Raw genomic sequence first — 16,889 nt, 5'->3', positions numbered from 1 at the left:
CAAGCCTCCCAATCTATCTAGCAATCTATACTATCAATAATTCCAACTATCGCTGCATCAATGGGAGCATTTTTTTTGGGAGTTGCATTGGTAGCTGTACTTCCTAATACATAAATAACCTTTTCCCCAACCCCCGCTCCAACTGTATCAACCGTTACAATGGGATGCGATCGATGACTGCCATCAACGTCAATCGGTTGTGTAATTAAAAGCTTTGTTCCCACCAAATTTTCATCTTTCCTAGTCGCGGTTAATCTTCCAACCACAATCCCAATTTCCATTTCTATCTACTCCTTAGTTTATCCCACTCTTAACGGGCAGTAAGAACCCCACCTCAAGAATCAGAGGAATTGAAGAAGCAGGTGGAAATCAACTGCCCGTAAAGGTCCGATTGGTGAAATAAGATTTTTCTTAGGGCTTCAGCCCTTAGAAAAATCAATCAGGCTCCGCGCGACTAGCCATCCGGGGGGGGGATGAAGAACCTCCCATGGATGGAAGTTTCACTTTATGGTTAGTCGTATTCCCAATTCTTTTGCAGTATCTCTGGCCAATGGAGTAACCAATGTCCCTGGGGAAACCATAATCTCCTTTTTCTGCTTTTGTCTTGCGCTTATAACTTCCTTTTCAGCTAAAAGCAGTCTTTTGCCTGATGTCTGTCTTTGGAAATGCGATTTCACCTCATTTGAATGAATGAGCGTTACACCAAATCCTTGCAATCTTTTTAATTGGTTAAAAAGCTCGGCTTTCATAAAACTTGTCCCTTTATCCCAATTTCCTTCTATTATTGTTTTGCTATAAGGATTGACCGCAAGCTCAAGCATCGTTACCTTTTTTCCTTTTAGCAAAGCTCGCTGGATTACCTTGGCTAACGGGCGATTCCCTAAAAAATGGACTAATTCAGACACAAGGGAAAATGATGCTACTGGAATAAAAATCTGATCATAGTCGTCCTCTATTTCCCCTATGGAATGATTTAAAATGGTCCAATCGTCATTCCCGCTTAACTCAAAAAAATGATGGAGCCTTCCTGAAGTAAAATATTCTTCATCAGCATATATTCGGGTAAAATAAGCGTTATTGTTTAATTGCTTTAGTGTTGAAATACCCTGTTCAACACCTATATCATTAAAAGCTATTAGGGCTAAAATGCGAGTAGTTGCTCCCCTCATTGCGTTTCGCTGGAAGCAACTATTCATGACCTCGTATAGTGTGTTTTTCACAAGTACACTTTGTTTTACCTCATGCGACATTATTCACCTTTAGATAAAAGGGCTCTTTCAATCTCACTATGAGGTCTTGGGATTACGTGGACAGAAACCAGCTCCCCAACTCTACTTGCAGCACTAGCCCCGGCATCTGTAGCTGCCTTTACAGCACCAACGTCTCCCCTCACCATAACAGTTACAAGACCAAAACCTACTTTTTCATAGCCGCATATTTCGACATTCGCAGCCTTTACCATCGCATCTGCCGCCTCAATAGCTCCAACCAATCCTTTTGTTTCAATTAATCCCAATGCTTCACCCATGATCTATTCCTCCTGATATTTATGATTAGTTATTTTGTCCTTCATCTTGCTTTCTAACTTTAGGGCTTTCACCTATCACTTTCGTTTTTTCCTGATTCTCACTTTTGTTCTTTTCTTTTGTATTGGATTCTTCCAGTGCTTCTTCCCTATTTAAACCAAATAGGCTAATCAATTTACTATTTACTTCATCATGTGCCCGGGCAATGACATCTACAGAAATGACCTTGCCAACTCGTTCACCTTCTGCTTTTCCGGCTTCTACCGCCGCATTTACGGCCCCGACATCTCCACCTAAATGAATGGTGACACCCAGGTAGCCATTAACCCCGATTACTTTTTCAATGCCGATAATCTCTACATTCGCTGCCTTTACTGCTGCATCTGCAGCTGAAACTGCTGTTGTAAAGCCAACAGTCTCTATTAATCCTAATGCGCGCAACTTAATTACACCTCCTAGCCGTAAAACCTGCCTTCAAATGTTATAGTAAGTTTTCAGTTTTCCTTCTAAAATCTTGTATGGTCTTTGAAACCACACGATGGGCTCCGCCAAGTATTAAATAATGTTCTTCTATTTCATATTGAAGCTGGGGTTGCTCATCGGATGTAAAATATTGTTCTAAAAGTAAGAGCGATGCGTAGTATGGAACCCTTTCAAGTACAGAAATGGCTTCAACTGATGATCCAATATTTAATTGTTTGGATAACCATGCACTTGGCGACATTATTGAATACGATTCAATCGTTTTTGTAGACTTGCGTTGAAGAATTTGTAATATTGTTTGAAGCTTTTTTTCCAATCTTACCGGATCGTGATCATACATTTCCCATACAAATGAATCCTTATTGCCTCGGTCCCAGGTAAGATGGTACTTCACATCCGGATTTTCACGTATCACATCATTAACAAGTAAAAGTTGGCTTGGGAGACAAGACTTTGAGGTAATGACTCCAACCGCGACACCGCTTGTTGATCGTTTAAACCTTTGCGCTAATGATTCCGAAACAGTTGGAAAAAACCAGACATAACTGCCATCCTTTGTTTTTCCTAAAAGTTTCGGATCTTGATTGACTTTATTGTGCATTTGAAAATTAGCGCCACTAGCAAACACTCGTTTTTCAACCTTCCCATGCCCGAGTGACACAGTACTTAGTTGTGATAATAATTCATTCTGATTTGCATGTTTAAGGTTGTTCACTGGATGGGCGGGTTTTGCAGCTTGCGTATCCAGTCTTGTTACCGGCGATTTTCCTGGAACAGAAAGTCTTTGCTCCTTTTTCATTCTCTGATAGTTTGGTCGGTTCAAGTTGAGTGTTGGAGTGTTTTCCTGGCTTCCAGTTCTGGGATGATGTTTCGAAACAGAAGGGCTGCCAACAGTTTGTGTTTGAATAAAGGTTGTACTTTTTCCCTGTTTATTCAAAACCTCCTGAATAATATTCTTCATAAAATCAGACATTTTTTATCACCCCTCTGTTACAAAATCTTTGCCAACTCTGTATGCGGCCTTGCAATGACGTTGAAAGAAACAAGCTCGCCGCCCGTTCGAATATGCGCCTCTTTCCCAACTTCCACCGCAGCAGTCACATCTGATACACTGCCCTCTACAATAACCGTCACAAGGCCTGCACCAACTCTTTTTAAATCAACAAGTGTAATATTCGCGGCTTTGGCCATCGAATCCAGTGCCTCAATAGCCGCGGTCAAGCCTCTCGTTTCTATCATTCCTATCGCTTTCATGTCGAACCTCCTCAACAGTTATACCAGTTGACCTTACAAATACTCTTCTATTTTTATATCTATAGGTATATATGTTCTTTTAAACTCTTCGGCACGTGCTAATGGATATGTAGCATCGATTCCCATTTTTGCTGTAACTCCTTTAATATTATGGGACGATTCAAGCGGTGAACCTTTTGCGCCCGGAACGATAAAGATATCTTCATCTGCCTGAACTCTTGTTGCAATGGCCCACTCGACTTCATCTGAATTCCATATGTCCACATCCTTATCGACCACAACAACATGCTTTAAATCTTTATCACTGGCAAATGCCGCAAGTGCCGCCTGCTTGCCATCTCCTTCTGATTGTTTATCAATTTGGATGACCGCGTGATATCTTGCAACTCCGCCCATTGTAATGTGAACGTCTTTTACATTTGGAATAACCTGTCTAACAGTGTTTAAAAGGGTTACCTCCCTTACAAGAGCCATTGGCAGCTTTTCCTCATAACTAGCTGGAAAGATTGTTTGATTAATAGCATTATTACGATAGGTTACAGCAGTTATTTCAACAACTGGCTGTTGTGAGATGGTTCCGTAATAACCAGCTAATTCAGCGAATGGACCTTCTGTTTCCCGTATATGTGGAAGCATTTTTCCTTCTAAAACAATTTCGGCTTCAGCTAATACTTCCAGATTTACTGTTTTACACTGGACAACATCAAGAGATTGTCCCAATAATGCACCTGCAATATCCAATTTATCTGTATGGTATAAATGGGTGCTTACTTGTGAGCTCAGTATGACCGCCGGTACAACCCCAAACATCACAGCAAATTCCATCGGTTCATTTCGTTCTTCATAATATTGATATTGTGAATACAACTCTGGTGAAGTAATTAAAATACTCGTCCTATTTCCCCCTAAAAATTGCATCCTTCTGATAGATGTATAGCGATTTTTACCGGCTATATCCTTAACTACCATTACTCCGGCAACATAGTACTGGCCAGAGTCCTCTGCATGATAGGTCAGAATTGGGAAGAGATCGTCCAGGTCGAATTCTCCTAGAATTACATTTTCATGAACAGGACCTGTTCCCAGTTTTGTCGTTGGAATCGGATTAACAATGGATTCAATCAATTTAGGGATGAGCTCTTTTCCTGTAATCCCCATGCTGTCGGCCAATAAATTACGTTCTCCAGCGAGACCTGCAACCATTGGACTCGTATAACCCTTTATTTTTTCGAATAATATCGGCTTCGCACCTTTAAAATGCCTGAGGACTGCACCAAGCTCATATTCGGGGTCTACTTCCTTTTTCACCCTGGCAAGCAATCCTCTTGTTTCCCAATCATCTAACAATTCCCTTAATGTTGTGGGATTCATAATTTCGGTTCACCCCACCTCTCTAAAAGATCATGATCAATGTCCAACATATCTAGAATCCTGGCGACCATAAAATTAATTAATTCCCAAATTTCGACAGGGCGATGATAAAATCCTGGAGAGGCTGGCATGATGCATGTACCTGCTTCGGCTAATGTCGTCATATTTTTTAAATGAATTAAATGAAAAGGTGCTTCTCTTGGAACAATAATTAGTTTTCGGCTTTCTTTTAATACAACGCTTGCCGCACGGCTTAACAGCGTATCACCAACGCCATTTGCAACCGCACCTAATGTATTCATGGAACATGGGACGATGACCATACCGTTTGTTTTAAAGGAACCGCTCGCTACTGATGCAAAAAGATTCCGATTACTATGTACCGTGGCGTAATTTTTTATCTCCTTCATGCTTACACCACATTCAAATTGCATCACTTTTTCTCCCATTTCAGTAGCGATTACATGCGTTTCTATTCCTAATTCGTAAAGGGCGCGGATCAAAGTATAGCCATACAATGACCCGCTAGCCCCTGTTATACCAACAATTATCTTCATTAATATTTATACTGCCTGTTCATTATGGGAGAATTTTTCTTTGGCAGCTTCCTTATATTCATCGGTGGTCATAATGTCCCCAAAGATATCGATATCCCTTAGTCCTGAACGGTGCATGTCCTCATCCTGTGATGCTGTTGCATCGGAAACGCAGATAATATTGTATCCGTGATACAGGCCATCAGAAGCCGTACTTCTTACACACACATTCGTCCAAACACCGGTTAGTACAAGTGTGTCGATCTCTTCTTCCCGGCAAAATAGATCAAAGTCTGTATAGCTAAATGCGCTGTGGCGGCGCTTTTGGACGACATAATCACCTTTATCTTCTTCAGGAGTTAATTCGGGGATAAACTGAGAGCCCCATGTTCCTTTAATGGCATGTACCGGTCTGACTCTGAAATCACGATCATTCTTTCTGTGTGCTTCCTGTACATGTATTACCTGGATATTGTTAACATGGGCAAAGTCAATTAATTCCCGGATTTTTGGGACGATCTTTTCGCCAGCTTCACAGCGCAGCGCTGCTTTTTCTCCAATAAAATCATTCAGCATATCAATAATTACGATTGCATGTTTGTTACCGCGTAATTCCATTTTGTTTTTACTCCTCTCAGTTTTAATTTATGACTTCTGCCTTTTCAGATTTTTCCGTTACCGCGGCAGCTTCATATTTTTCAATCTTCAATACTCTTTCTAATCGTTGAATCGATTGGCGTGGTACAAATTGGCCGTATCCCGCTTCTCCTACGATACCGCCATTGTCTTCATCATAAATCAACTTACCTCTAACGATTGTTTGAACAGGTTTGCCTTTTAGCTGTAAGCCGTGCAGTGGATTGTACTTTGCCATGGACTCTGTTTTTTGCTCATCAATTTCGTATTCCCGATCAAGGTCAATAACAGTAAAATCTGCATCACTGCCGATTTCCATGGCACCTTTCTTCGGATAGATGCCATAGTGCTTTGCGGCATTCGTGCTTGTTACTTCGACAAATCTGGATAATGAAAGACGGCCTTTATTTAACCCTTCACTTACTAGAACCGGCACCATTGTTTCAACACCAGGAATGCCAGGGAAGCTGTTCCAAATTGTTGAATCAGGCGCAGCCTTTTCTGTTGGAATCTCATATGGTGCATGGTCTGTGCCAACGAAATCAATGGTTCCATCAGCAAGAGCCTGCCAATGTGCTTCATTATCTGCTTTCCCGCGTAACGGAGGAGCAATTTTTGCAAAAGTTCCTCTTTCAGTCATTGCATCTTTTGCATTTAGCATGAGGTAATGGGGGCATGTTTCAGCCGTTACTTTAAGGCCGCGTTCCTTCGCTCTGCGAACAAGCTCTACACCTTCTTTTGTGCTCATATGCACAACATGGACACGGGCATCTACTTCTTCCGCATAGCTAATGATTAATTCAATGGCAACCTTTTCTGCCAATGAACTTCTGGCTTCAGCCCAAGCCGGACCATCGGTACGCCCTTCATTCTTTAGCCTTTCTGTATTAAAGGTACAGATATCATAATTCTCCGCGTGCACCCCAATTGGTAAACCAGTCGGTGCGACTTTACGGAAGATTTCAAACATCTCGCCGTCGGAAACCTTAGGGAATGTAGGAACAGATGGGGTCATGTAAACCTTAAAGGCAACAACGCCTTGCTCAATTTGCGGATAAATATTATCGAGCCAGCCTTCCCTCGCATCTTCTCCGGTCATTCCTCCCCAGAAACAGTAATCAATATATGCTTTTTCCTTAATAGGATTTAGCTTTTTGAAGAAGCTCTCTCCGTCACGAACAGATGGTTTACTGCAGCATGGCATATCAATGTGCAGTGTCAGTCCACCAGCTGCTGCAGAACGATGGCCCGTTTCAAATGTTTCACGGTGTGTAAATCCCGGATCCATAAAATGGGTATGTGGATCAATACATCCTGGCACAACTAACTTTCCTTTTATATCAATAATTTCGTCAGCATGAAGGAAGTTAATGTCATTTGTAAAACCGACAATCTTCCCTTCATCGACCAAAACATTTGTTAGTACTTGCCTGTCCCCTTGTGGAATGTTTGCATTTTTTAGGATTAAATCCATTTTCTCTCTCTCCTTTAAAAAGTTTTTGTTATATAGAAAACTTTCGGAACACCATCTATACATCTATAATCAACAGCTCATATTACATCAGCTGAATGATCCCCTTTCAACTGCACAAAACGTTCTTCTTCGCTTACTTTCAATAGTTTATGGTTAAAAACAATATTTAGAATAATCGCTGTCACACTGCCAATGACAATTCCGTTTTGAATTAATAATCCCAGATTGTCTGGAAGCTTATCGAACATTGCCGGCACAACGGCTGCTCCTAAACCAATACCTACTGAACAAGCAACAATTAATGAATTTTCATTTCTTTTAAAATCAACGGCTGAGAGCATCTTGATGCCTGATGCAGCAACCATCCCAAACATTGGGATCATCGCCCCCCCTAATACCGCAGTCGGGACAATGGTCGTTAGGGCTGCTACCTTGGGTAATAGGCCCAGAATCATTAGCATAACGCCCGCAGTTAAAACAACATTTCTTGTTTTGACCTTTGTTAAAGCGACCAACCCAACATTTTGTGAAAAAGTGGTGTAAGGGAATGCGTTAAAAATACCGCCAATTACAGCCGCAAGCCCCTCAGCCCTTAAACCTTTTTTAATATCATTGGAATCCAGCTTTCTGTCACAGACATCGCCAAGTGCCAAAAATACACCTGTAGATTCAATCATGCTGACAATCGCAACAATCGTCATTGTTAAAATGGCAGAAAAATTGAATGTTGGGAAACCAAAGTAGAAAGGTTGTACCATATGAAACCAACTTGCTTCAGAAACAGCTGAGAAATTAATCAATCCCATGAAGGATGCAACAATTGTTCCGACAATTAAACCAATCAATACGGAGATAGCTCTCGCGAATCCGGTAAAGAATCGATTAAGTACAATGATGGTGACTAAAGTTAGTAGCGCAAGAAGTAAATTTTCAATATTGCCGAATGTGGGTGACCCTTGTCCGCCAGCGGCATTATTCATTGCGACCGGAATTAATGAGACGCCAATGATCGTAACAACCGAGCCAGTAACAACGGGAGGGAAAAACTTCATGATCTTGTTCATAAACTGGGACAAAACTACAACTATAATCCCTGCAGATATAATTGCCCCATATATTGCCGTTATTCCATCAAGATTGCCAATGGCGATCATCGGACCGACCGCAGTAAATGTACATCCCAGAATAACTGGGAGCTTGATCCCAACATGCCGCCCGCCTAACACTTGAATTAGGGTTGCTATCCCACAGGTAAATAAATCGATTGAAATTAAATAAGCCAGTTGTTGTGCGTTCAGCCCTATTGCAGGTCCAACAATTAACGGAACAATTACCGCCCCCGCATACATGGCTAATACATGCTGCAAACCCAGCACTCCAACCTTCAAGCCACCTAACTTTTCCATCTTACCCCTCCAAATTTAGAATCGGCCTTTCTAAATTTATGGTGATTCTTCACCTCCCCAAAATTGGCATATAAAAAACCGTAGTAAAAGAACCAAATTCCGTTAATGGATTAGGATTCTTTACTACGGTTCAGTATACGTTCCGATAAAGAAAAGTCTATGAAACCGTTTTCAATTATGGGTATGAACAGGTTATTAAAAACGTAAAACGAATTTAATACCTGTTCCATTTTACTTTAATGCATCTTTAAAATAAACAATCGTACAGGCATTCTCAGTAATAGGATCATAGTCCTTAAGGATCGTTATAACCCTAAGTTTGAAAATACGTTCGATCTGCTCCTTAAAATTTTCTTTATATTCTTTAATTAATGCGGCATCAACCGAAACTGTCAATTCGTGATGGTTTCTGCTTAAAGTCCGCAAAGCTGGAACTCTTTTGTGTTTTGCAAAAATCAGTAACTTGTTGTGATAAATCTCTATACGCTGCTTTATTACGCCTATTCCGTAAATCTCCTGGTTGATCCTGTTGTACATCTGTGCAATATCTTTTTTGAGAATTGACAATTGTTGCGTAGATGATGTGGACTGCATGTGTTTACGCCCCTTGATTCAATATTAGTTACCAAAAACTAGTTTGTCAACATAGATTTCGGAAAATTGGAACTTGACAAATAACTTTCAAAAAGATGGACTTGACAAACAACTTTCAAAAAGATGGACTTGACAAATTTCTTCTTACACTTCATAGTTGAATCGAAATTCCAAAAGATGTAATAACTTTCGTATAACCCCAAATAATCAGTTTGGGGGATCTACGATGAACCGTAAATTCCTTGGCTACGAAAAGTTTTACAAAGTCTTTTTAGCAGTCTTCTTTTTCACTTCTAAGAAAACCATCTCCTTCTAAATGGAACCTTCATCCTTTGACTCACATAACTATTAACTTATCTTTCAATTAATATTAAAGAATTCCTGCTTTCGTTTTCAAAAATGTAAACGATTACAAGTTTCGATGAATTTCTTTATGAATCTACTTAAATGGCTGCAGTTTCACCATTTTTTTTAGGAGGAAAAAAATGAATAATGAATTCTCTTTTTCTGTTAATGGCCGTGAGGTAATTGTTGCCTGTCCACCTACAAAAACACTATTGGATGTTTTACGCGAAGATTTACAGTTGACGGGCAGTAAGGAGTGTTGTGGGAAGGGAGAGTGTGGATCTTGCACTGTTCTAATTAATGGGGAAAGTGTTTGTTCCTGCCTCGTTCTAGTAAGCCAGGTTGAAAACCAGACCGTTAAAACTGTTGAAGGAGTCGGCCATTCCGGCGAGATGGATGTAATTCAGCAGGCGTTTATTGACGAAGGGGCAACCCAATGCGGCTATTGTACACCTGGTTTTATCGTTTCCGCCCATTCTTATCTGAATAAGGTTAATCAAGTCCCGTCCGTGGAGGAGATACAAGTTGCTTTAGGCGGAAATTTATGTAGATGCACTGGATATTCCAAGATTATAAAAGCTGTTGAAACGGCAGCGAAAAGAAAACTTTATACTGAAATACCATAACTCGGTGTCACATACAGCCATCCTGCTAGCAGCCGGTTACTCTTCGAGAATGGGAACTATTAAAGCATTACTGCCCTGGAAGGGACTGCCCTTAATTGAATACCAGGTGCAGCAGTTATTAAAAACATCGATTAAGAATATTGTAATCGTTTTAGGTTATCAAGCTCCTGAAATTAATCAGGTTATTGAAAAATACCCGATACATATTATTTATAATCCTAATTATGCAAACGGCAAAACGAGTTCAATCAAGACCGGGATCCGTGCTTTAAAAGAGAACTCATGCTCTTACCTGATCGTTTCCGTTGATAATCCAATAGAGTCGTCAATAATTGAAATGATGCTGAAGCAATTACGTTGTAAAAACTCTAATATTGTTATTCCAGTATATTCAAACAAAAGGGGACACCCCATTTTACTAAATGGAAGTTTACGAGATGATATTTTATCTATTTCTGAGCAAAAAATGGGGCTAAAGGAGCTCATAGCGAAATATCAATCCAGCACTAGTGAACTGCACGTTACCAAAGAGCACGTATTATATAATCTTAATACGAAAGAAGACTATATTTGCTTAAAAGACCATTTTGAAAGGAGGCATCAGCAATGATGATCTCTGATACAGCAGTCCTCTCTCCTAAAACAGTTGAGGAATGTCTTGGAATAATTGCTAATAGCGATCGGGATTTTCGGCTTATTGCAGGTGGCACAGATGCTATCGTTCGCATGAAAGAAGGAAAATGGCGCCCAGAGGTTTGGGTAAATATTAAAGGCATCTCAGAATTGCGTTATATCAAAAAAGCGGGGCAGCAAATTCACCTTGGACCGCTTACCACACATACAGATATTGTAAATTCGGAAATTTTAAAAGGGGCCGCTGAAGTTCTGATCGATGCCGCACGTGAAGTTGGCGCTGCCCAGATTCAAAATGCGGGAACGATTGGCGGAAATATCGCAACTGCCTCACCGGCTGGAGATACTATTCCTGCCTTGTATGTCCTTGGCGCCGTGATTGAATTAAGCTCAGCGGATCATAAACGTTACATACCCATAGAAGAGTTTTTCATCGGACCGGGAAGAACGGTTAAAAAAGACCATGAAATGATAACAAATATTATCATACAGCCTCAAGACGAAAATGAAATCAGCATTTTTCAGAAGCTTGGACCAAGAAAAGCTCAATCTATCTCTATTGTAAATGTGGCAATCGCTCTCTCCATGGAAAAAGGTACTAACATATGTTTAGGCGGAAAGATTGCTTTCGGATCCGTAGGACCAACAATTGTAAGGGCCAAAAAGTGCGAGGCAATGCTTACAATTGAGCCTCTGACGATTGACCACATACAAAATATCGCCAAAGTTGCCTGGAAAGAGGTTATGCCCATCTCCGATATTCGAGCCTCTGCCCAATACCGGCGTGATATGGCAAGTTCCTTATTGGAAAGAGGGCTTTATCGGCTAATGAAAAGGTGGGATGAACGATGAGTGCTAGTAATAATGACCTTGAATTAAAGGAAGTTATGACAGCTGCTAAAGAAAATTCCATTGATTTTAAATGGATTGGAAAGCCTGTAAAGCGGATTGATGGCACGCCCAAGGTTACCGGGGAATTGAAGTATATGACAGATATTCATTATGACAATATGCTCTGGGGCAAGGTTCTCCGCGCAAAATATCCCTATGCAAAAATTAAAGGAATAGATACCTCGAAGGCCGAGGCTTTGGAAGGGGTTGTATCGGTCTTAACGTATAAGGATATTCCAGGCTTTAATGGTTTTGGGATTGTCGTACCTGACCAGCCGGTTCTTGCTGAAGACGTGGTTCGCTGCACCGGGGATGCTGTTGCATTGGTTGCTGCGGAAACAGAGGAAATAGCTGAACTGGCACTTGAACTGATTGAGGTCGACTATGAGCCATTGGTGCCTGTAACGGATCCGGAGTACGCAATGTTGAAGGAATCCCCTCTTCTGCATCCAAGCGGTAACATCCACAGTCATGCTGTAATCCGAAATGGCGATGTCGAAACAGCCTTCGCCAAAGCGGATTTGGTATTGGAGAATACCTTTTACTCCCCAAGACAGATGCATGCCTTTATTGAAACAGAAGGCGGGTGGGGGGTACTTGGCGAAAATGGTACCTTGACAATTCAATGCCCCGGACAATATGCCCATCGGGATAAACTGCAGATTGCCCGGGCGCTCGGTTATAACCCGGATCTCATTCATGTTATTTCCAGTCCGCTTGGCGGCGGATTTGGAGGAAAGGATGAAATCACAGTCCAAATTTATTTGGCGCTTTTAGCCTTACACGCAAATGGACGCCCCGTGAAAATTCACCTTAACCGGGAAGAATCAGTTGTTGCGGGCATTAAACGGCATCCTTTTAAGGTACATGTTAAGACAGCGGCAATGAAGGATGGCACATTGGTTGCCCAGCAAGTAAGGGCGGTTGCCGATACCGGGGCATACGCATCTCTTGGCGGCGCTGTCGTTGCGCTTGCAATCGAACATGCAGCAGGTCCTTATAAAATACCAAACGTTGATTTAGAAGGCTTTTGTGTTTATACCAATAACGGAATCGCCGGAGCCTTTAGAGGATTTGGCGTGAACCAGGTTTGCGTTGGAATTGAAACCCACCTTGATATGATAGCCAGACATTTTAACCTTGACCCAGTCGAAATTAGAGAGAAAAACGCTTATAGGCAAGGGGAAATTTCAAGCCTTGGCCATTTGGTTAAATCAAGTGTTGGCACTCATCAAACACTTGATGCAGCAAAAAATTGCGATTTATGGGTAAATCAAGACTTATATAAGAGTCCCCCGAGTGAGCCATGGAAGAAACGCGGCATCGGTATGGCCACCTCTTATCACGGGGTTGGAATGGGGATCGGCGTTCCTGACTATGGTTCGGCTTCGATTGAAATTTTAGCAGATGGCTATTTCAAAGTCGGGGTTGGCTGTGAGGAACTCGGCGGGGGAAACAGTACTGTTTATGCCCAGGCAGCAGCTGAGCTTCTCAAATGTGATATATCCAAAATAAAAGTTGTGCAAGGAAATACAAAAGAAACCCCTGATGGCGGTACAGTATCCGCCTCGCGCTCGACCTATACAGGCACGCGGGCAATAGCAGTAGCTGCACCGAATATGATTAAGCTGCTCACACAAGCAGTCTCGGATCTATTTGGCGTACCAGTTCACGAAATTGTGCATTCAAATGACCAATTAGCTGTTAAAGGGAAACCAGAGCTTTCCTTACCTTTTGCCGAAATCTTTGAACACCTTTTTGGGAACCACCTAAATACCAAGGTTGAAGGCCATTTCATATTACCTAAGGAAAAGGATGAAATAAAAAATTCCGGTGGAGCGCCCCATCATATGTATGGTTATATGACGCATGTGGTGCTTGTAGAGGTGGATACATTAACCGGTGAAACAGATGTGCTTCGGGTTGTCGCTATTCCCGATGCCGGGACGGTCATCAATCCCCAGGGACTCGAGGGGCAAACGGAAGGCGGCGCATTAATGGGAATTGGTTACACTCTTTACGAAGATGTTGTTATGGAAAACGGCGTTCATAAAACGAATAATTTTACAGACTATATCATCCCAACGATACGTGAGACACCAATCATTGAAACCATTCCAGTTGGGGATCCCGAGCCTTCCAATCCTTTAGGCGCGAAGGGTATTGGTGAGGTGGTCATGATTCCGATCATTCCTGCAATCATGAATGCTCTTAATGATGCAGTTGGAATTAGAATTAAGCATCTGCCGGCAACACCTGAGAGAATCTTTAAAGAAATGAAGCTTTTGAAGCAGAAAGTCCACCTGTAAACGGGGTGAAATATTTGCAAGAGTTGCTGTATATGCTAAAAAAAGCGACAACAGAATACAAGGATGCTTGTTTAGTAACGATTACAAATTCAAGTGATGCCAGCACCATTGGTTCTAAAGCAGTTTTTTTTGAAAATGGCGATTGCTTTCCCGGGAATGGATTCCCACTTTTCCTTGAAGATAGCCTTTCGGGAAAATGTTTGGCTCTTTTAAATAAGGGAAAATCAAGGGCTGTGGTTTTTGATGAGGATGGGGTGAATTTTGAGTGTTTTATCGATGTTTACCCTTCCCCTTCCCACCTGATTATTGCGGGGGCCGGCCATGTTTGTGAACCAGTTGCAAAGCTCGGATGTATGCTCGGCTTTTATGTAACGGTTATTGATGATCGGCCGGAATTTGCCAATACGGAACGATTTCCGGATGTTGATAAGGTAGTTTGTGAGTCTTTCCTACGTTATTTCAAAAATGTGCCGCTTACTTGTAAAACTTATATCTTACTGCTAACCAGGGGGCATCGCTTTGATGTTTTGAGTTTGCAAGAGTTGCTGGGGCGGGATAGTCAGCCTGCCTATATCGGAATGATTGGCAGCAGAAGAAGAATTTCTGGCGTTTTTGAACAATTAAAAGAGGAATTCCCGGTGGAAAGGCTTAGCCAAATTTATACACCCGTTGGCCTTGATATCGGAGCAGAAACTCCAGAAGAAATTGCCGTCAGCATCATGGCGGAAATTTTAAAAGTAAAAAACGGCAGATCTGGGGAGTCGATTAGCAAAGATATCCGAAAGCTGGCTCCACTGGGTTTCAGAGAGTTGGAGAAAAAATGAAATCCCTCGATATATTTAATCATTTACTGGGAATAAAACTTGCCGGTAAAAATGCTGCTTTAGCAACTATCATCCGTACAAAAGGTTCGACTCCAAGGAAAGCCGGTTCCAAGATGCTCATTATGGAAGACGGCAATCTAATTGGCACAATTGGGGGCGGCTGCGGCGAGGCAGAAGTTATTGAGACTGCGATGGTTGTAATCAGCAGCCAGAAACCCGCACAGCATCAAGTGGATCTGACAAAGGGGCTATTCTATGAGGATGGCGGAATTTGCGGAGGAATTATGGATGTATTTATTGAGCCGGTATAACGGGGTTAAGGGGAAAGTTTTGCTGTTCTAACCATTTTCCGATTGCGCATAAAATGTATATAACTAGATGAGGTCTTGTCGTTTACCGAAGGATCCATCTACTGATCATCTTAAAGGTTCGGTTCTTTCTAATCTGTTGAACGGATTAATTTGAAACCGCAGATTGAAACAAAAATGTTTCTATCTGCGGTTTTTTAATTAACTATCTTTATTTTGCAGGGGGGTGAATAAATTCATATAAAGGAGGCCATCTACTGTTGCAATTTATCCTATCAAATCATTTGAGGAGGTATTTTATGGAAACTGGAAAAGTGATACCCGGGAAAGTTCCTACTCCAAGGCAAGGCTCACTTGATCGTTTTTTTAAATTAACAGAGCGAAAAACCAATGTAAGGACAGAAATACTGGCAGGAATCACGACATTTTTGACGATGAGTTATATCATCTTCGTTAACCCTATGATTCTATCCGATGCAGGGATACCGAAAGAAGCCGCTTTGGCTGCAACGATTTATGCCTCTGTATTCTGTACCATTTTAATGGCCTTATGGGCAAACTTTCCTGTTGCTGTTGCTCCAGGGATGGGTTTAAATGCTTTCTTCGCCTACACGGTTGTACTTGGTCATGGGTTAAGTTGGCAAACCGCATTAGGGGCCGTCTTCATTTCAGGTATTGTCTTCTTTCTCTTAACAGTTACAGGAATCCGGCAAAAGATTGTCGAAGGGATACCAAATGTGCTCAAATCGGCCATCGCAGTTGGAATCGGGTTATTCATTGCATTTATCGGCTTTAGCAATGCAGGAATCGTTGTGGCAAATGAAGCAACAACGGTAGGCCTCGGTGATATTACCTCCAAAGGGCCGCTTGTAGCTATTTTCGGGCTACTTTTAGCAGCATTCTTAATGGCCAAGAAGGTAAAGGGTTCTCTTTTAATTAGTATTTTAACAACAACTGTATTGGCCATGATTGTCGGGGTCGTAAAACATCCAACCGCTGTCAGTGATATCGTTTCATTACAATTGCCAAGTATTTCTGAAACCTTCCTGGCGATGGACTTGGTCGGTGCTGTGAAATATGGGATTATTTCAATTATCTTTTCCTTTACCATTGTTGAATTATTTGATAACCTTGCAACATTAATCGGTTTATCAAATAAAGCAGGATTAGTTGATAAGGACGGCAAGATTCAAAACCTGGACAGAGCGTTACAGGCAGACGCCGTCGGTACAATGGCAAGTGCCGCTGTTGGCAGCACTGCATTAAATGCTTATGTTGAAAACGCAACAGGCATTGCGGAAGGCGGAAGAACTGGACTAACAGCTTTAACAACAGGGTTTCTTTTCGCTGTAATGCTGATTTTTGCCCCAATTATCAACTTTATTCCTAGTGCCGCAACCGCACCGATTTTAATTCTCGTTGGGGCATTGATGCTTAGCGAAATAAAACATATCAGTTTTGATGATTTTACAGATGTTATCCCTGCATTTTTAACTATTATTTTAATGCCTTTAACATACAGTATTGCTGAAGGATTGGCTTTTGGCTTCGTTTCTTATACAATCCTTAAGCTTTTAACAGGCAAGGGCAAACAGGTTCATTGGATCATGTACTTTGTAAGTATCGCGTTTATTATCAACTTCATCATGGCTGGATAATGTAAAGATTAGGTA

19 protein-coding genes and 1 riboswitch are annotated in these 16,889 nt (G+C 41.5%); of the genes, 7 read left to right on the top strand and 12 right to left on the bottom strand.

Annotation, left to right across the window (positions count from 1 at the left end; translation table 11 throughout):
* Positions 1–17: 17 nt before the first annotated feature.
* From D1B31_RS07715 to D1B31_RS07660, 12 genes are all read right to left on the bottom strand, one after another.
* The gene (locus D1B31_RS07715; RefSeq protein ID WP_118920178.1) at positions 18–281 is read right to left on the bottom strand and encodes a EutN/CcmL family microcompartment protein; all 264 of its coding nucleotides are present in this window, start codon (positions 279–281) and stop codon (positions 18–20) included.
* A gap of 219 nt (positions 282–500) precedes the next feature.
* On the bottom strand, positions 501–1,250 hold the full coding sequence (locus D1B31_RS07710; protein ID WP_118920177.1) for a hypothetical protein: 750 nt from the start codon (positions 1,248–1,250) through the stop codon (positions 501–503).
* The gene (locus D1B31_RS07705) at positions 1,250–1,528 is read right to left on the bottom strand and encodes a BMC domain-containing protein (protein ID WP_090232655.1); all 279 of its coding nucleotides are present in this window, start codon (positions 1,526–1,528) and stop codon (positions 1,250–1,252) included. The genes D1B31_RS07710 and D1B31_RS07705 overlap by 1 nt, the downstream gene beginning before the upstream one ends.
* 25 nt (positions 1,529–1,553) lie before the next feature.
* Positions 1,554–1,967: a BMC domain-containing protein gene (locus D1B31_RS25115; protein ID WP_118920176.1), complete on the bottom strand. Its 414-nt coding sequence runs from the start codon at positions 1,965–1,967 to the stop codon at positions 1,554–1,556.
* Between the two features lie 40 nt (positions 1,968–2,007).
* On the bottom strand, positions 2,008–2,982 hold the full coding sequence (locus D1B31_RS07695) for a hypothetical protein (RefSeq protein ID WP_118920175.1): 975 nt from the start codon (positions 2,980–2,982) through the stop codon (positions 2,008–2,010).
* 17 nt (positions 2,983–2,999) lie between these two features.
* Positions 3,000–3,263 (bottom strand): BMC domain-containing protein, encoded by a 264-nt coding sequence (locus D1B31_RS07690; protein ID WP_118920174.1) that lies wholly within the window; start codon positions 3,261–3,263, stop codon positions 3,000–3,002.
* Between the two features lie 33 nt (positions 3,264–3,296).
* Complete coding sequence (locus tag D1B31_RS07685) at positions 3,297–4,634, bottom strand: UbiD family decarboxylase (RefSeq protein WP_118920173.1); 1,338 nt, start codon at positions 4,632–4,634, stop codon at positions 3,297–3,299.
* Positions 4,631–5,191, bottom strand: coding sequence for a UbiX family flavin prenyltransferase (locus D1B31_RS07680; RefSeq protein WP_118920172.1), 561 nt, complete (start codon positions 5,189–5,191; stop codon positions 4,631–4,633). The genes D1B31_RS07685 and D1B31_RS07680 overlap by 4 nt, the downstream gene beginning before the upstream one ends.
* Before the next feature lie 6 nt (positions 5,192–5,197).
* The gene (locus tag D1B31_RS07675) at positions 5,198–5,788 is read right to left on the bottom strand and encodes a cysteine hydrolase family protein (protein WP_118920171.1); all 591 of its coding nucleotides are present in this window, start codon (positions 5,786–5,788) and stop codon (positions 5,198–5,200) included.
* 22 nt (positions 5,789–5,810) lie between these two features.
* Positions 5,811–7,280, bottom strand: a complete 1,470-nt coding sequence (gene allB / locus D1B31_RS07670) for an allantoinase AllB (RefSeq protein ID WP_118920170.1) — start codon at positions 7,278–7,280, stop codon at positions 5,811–5,813.
* A gap of 77 nt (positions 7,281–7,357) precedes the next feature.
* Positions 7,358–8,686: a nucleobase:cation symporter-2 family protein gene (locus tag D1B31_RS07665; protein ID WP_118920169.1), complete on the bottom strand. Its 1,329-nt coding sequence runs from the start codon at positions 8,684–8,686 to the stop codon at positions 7,358–7,360.
* Between the two features lie 231 nt (positions 8,687–8,917).
* Positions 8,918–9,280 (bottom strand): Na-translocating system protein MpsC family protein, encoded by a 363-nt coding sequence (locus D1B31_RS07660; protein ID WP_118920168.1) that lies wholly within the window; start codon positions 9,278–9,280, stop codon positions 8,918–8,920.
* Positions 9,281–9,449: 169 nt separating this feature from the next.
* Positions 9,450–9,549: riboswitch (purine riboswitch) on the top strand.
* 216 nt (positions 9,550–9,765) lie between these two features.
* Between D1B31_RS07660 and D1B31_RS07655 the strand changes: the two genes are divergently transcribed.
* From D1B31_RS07655 to D1B31_RS07625, 7 genes are all read left to right on the top strand, one after another.
* Positions 9,766–10,251 (top strand): (2Fe-2S)-binding protein, encoded by a 486-nt coding sequence (locus D1B31_RS07655; RefSeq protein ID WP_118920167.1) that lies wholly within the window; start codon positions 9,766–9,768, stop codon positions 10,249–10,251.
* 4 nt (positions 10,252–10,255) lie between these two features.
* Positions 10,256–10,861, top strand: coding sequence for a nucleotidyltransferase family protein (locus D1B31_RS07650; RefSeq protein WP_275670707.1), 606 nt, complete (start codon positions 10,256–10,258; stop codon positions 10,859–10,861).
* Positions 10,858–11,736 carry an FAD binding domain-containing protein gene (locus tag D1B31_RS07645; protein WP_118920165.1) on the top strand — a complete coding sequence of 293 codons (879 nt, stop codon included), beginning with the start codon at positions 10,858–10,860 and terminating at the stop codon, positions 11,734–11,736. Before D1B31_RS07650 ends, D1B31_RS07645 begins: the two co-directional genes overlap by 4 nt.
* Positions 11,733–14,084 (top strand): xanthine dehydrogenase family protein molybdopterin-binding subunit, encoded by a 2,352-nt coding sequence (locus tag D1B31_RS07640; RefSeq protein WP_240035207.1) that lies wholly within the window; start codon positions 11,733–11,735, stop codon positions 14,082–14,084. Before D1B31_RS07645 ends, D1B31_RS07640 begins: the two co-directional genes overlap by 4 nt.
* Before the next feature lie 5 nt (positions 14,085–14,089).
* Entirely contained in the window at positions 14,090–14,908 is an 819-nt protein-coding gene (locus D1B31_RS07635; protein ID WP_240035206.1) for an XdhC family protein, read from the top strand.
* Positions 14,905–15,219 (top strand): XdhC family protein, encoded by a 315-nt coding sequence (locus tag D1B31_RS07630; RefSeq protein WP_118920163.1) that lies wholly within the window; start codon positions 14,905–14,907, stop codon positions 15,217–15,219. The genes D1B31_RS07635 and D1B31_RS07630 overlap by 4 nt, the downstream gene beginning before the upstream one ends.
* Positions 15,220–15,515: 296 nt before the next feature.
* Positions 15,516–16,874, top strand: a complete 1,359-nt coding sequence (locus D1B31_RS07625) for an NCS2 family permease (RefSeq protein WP_118920162.1) — start codon at positions 15,516–15,518, stop codon at positions 16,872–16,874.
* Positions 16,875–16,889 lie beyond the last annotated feature (15 nt).

The organism is Neobacillus notoginsengisoli (genome assembly GCF_003515685.1).
GTDB classification, from domain to species: Bacteria; Bacillota; Bacilli; order Bacillales; family Cytobacillaceae; genus Bacillus_D; species Bacillus_D notoginsengisoli.
The sequence above is the reverse complement of the archived record's forward strand: the minus strand, read 5'-3'. Positions and strand labels throughout refer to the sequence as shown.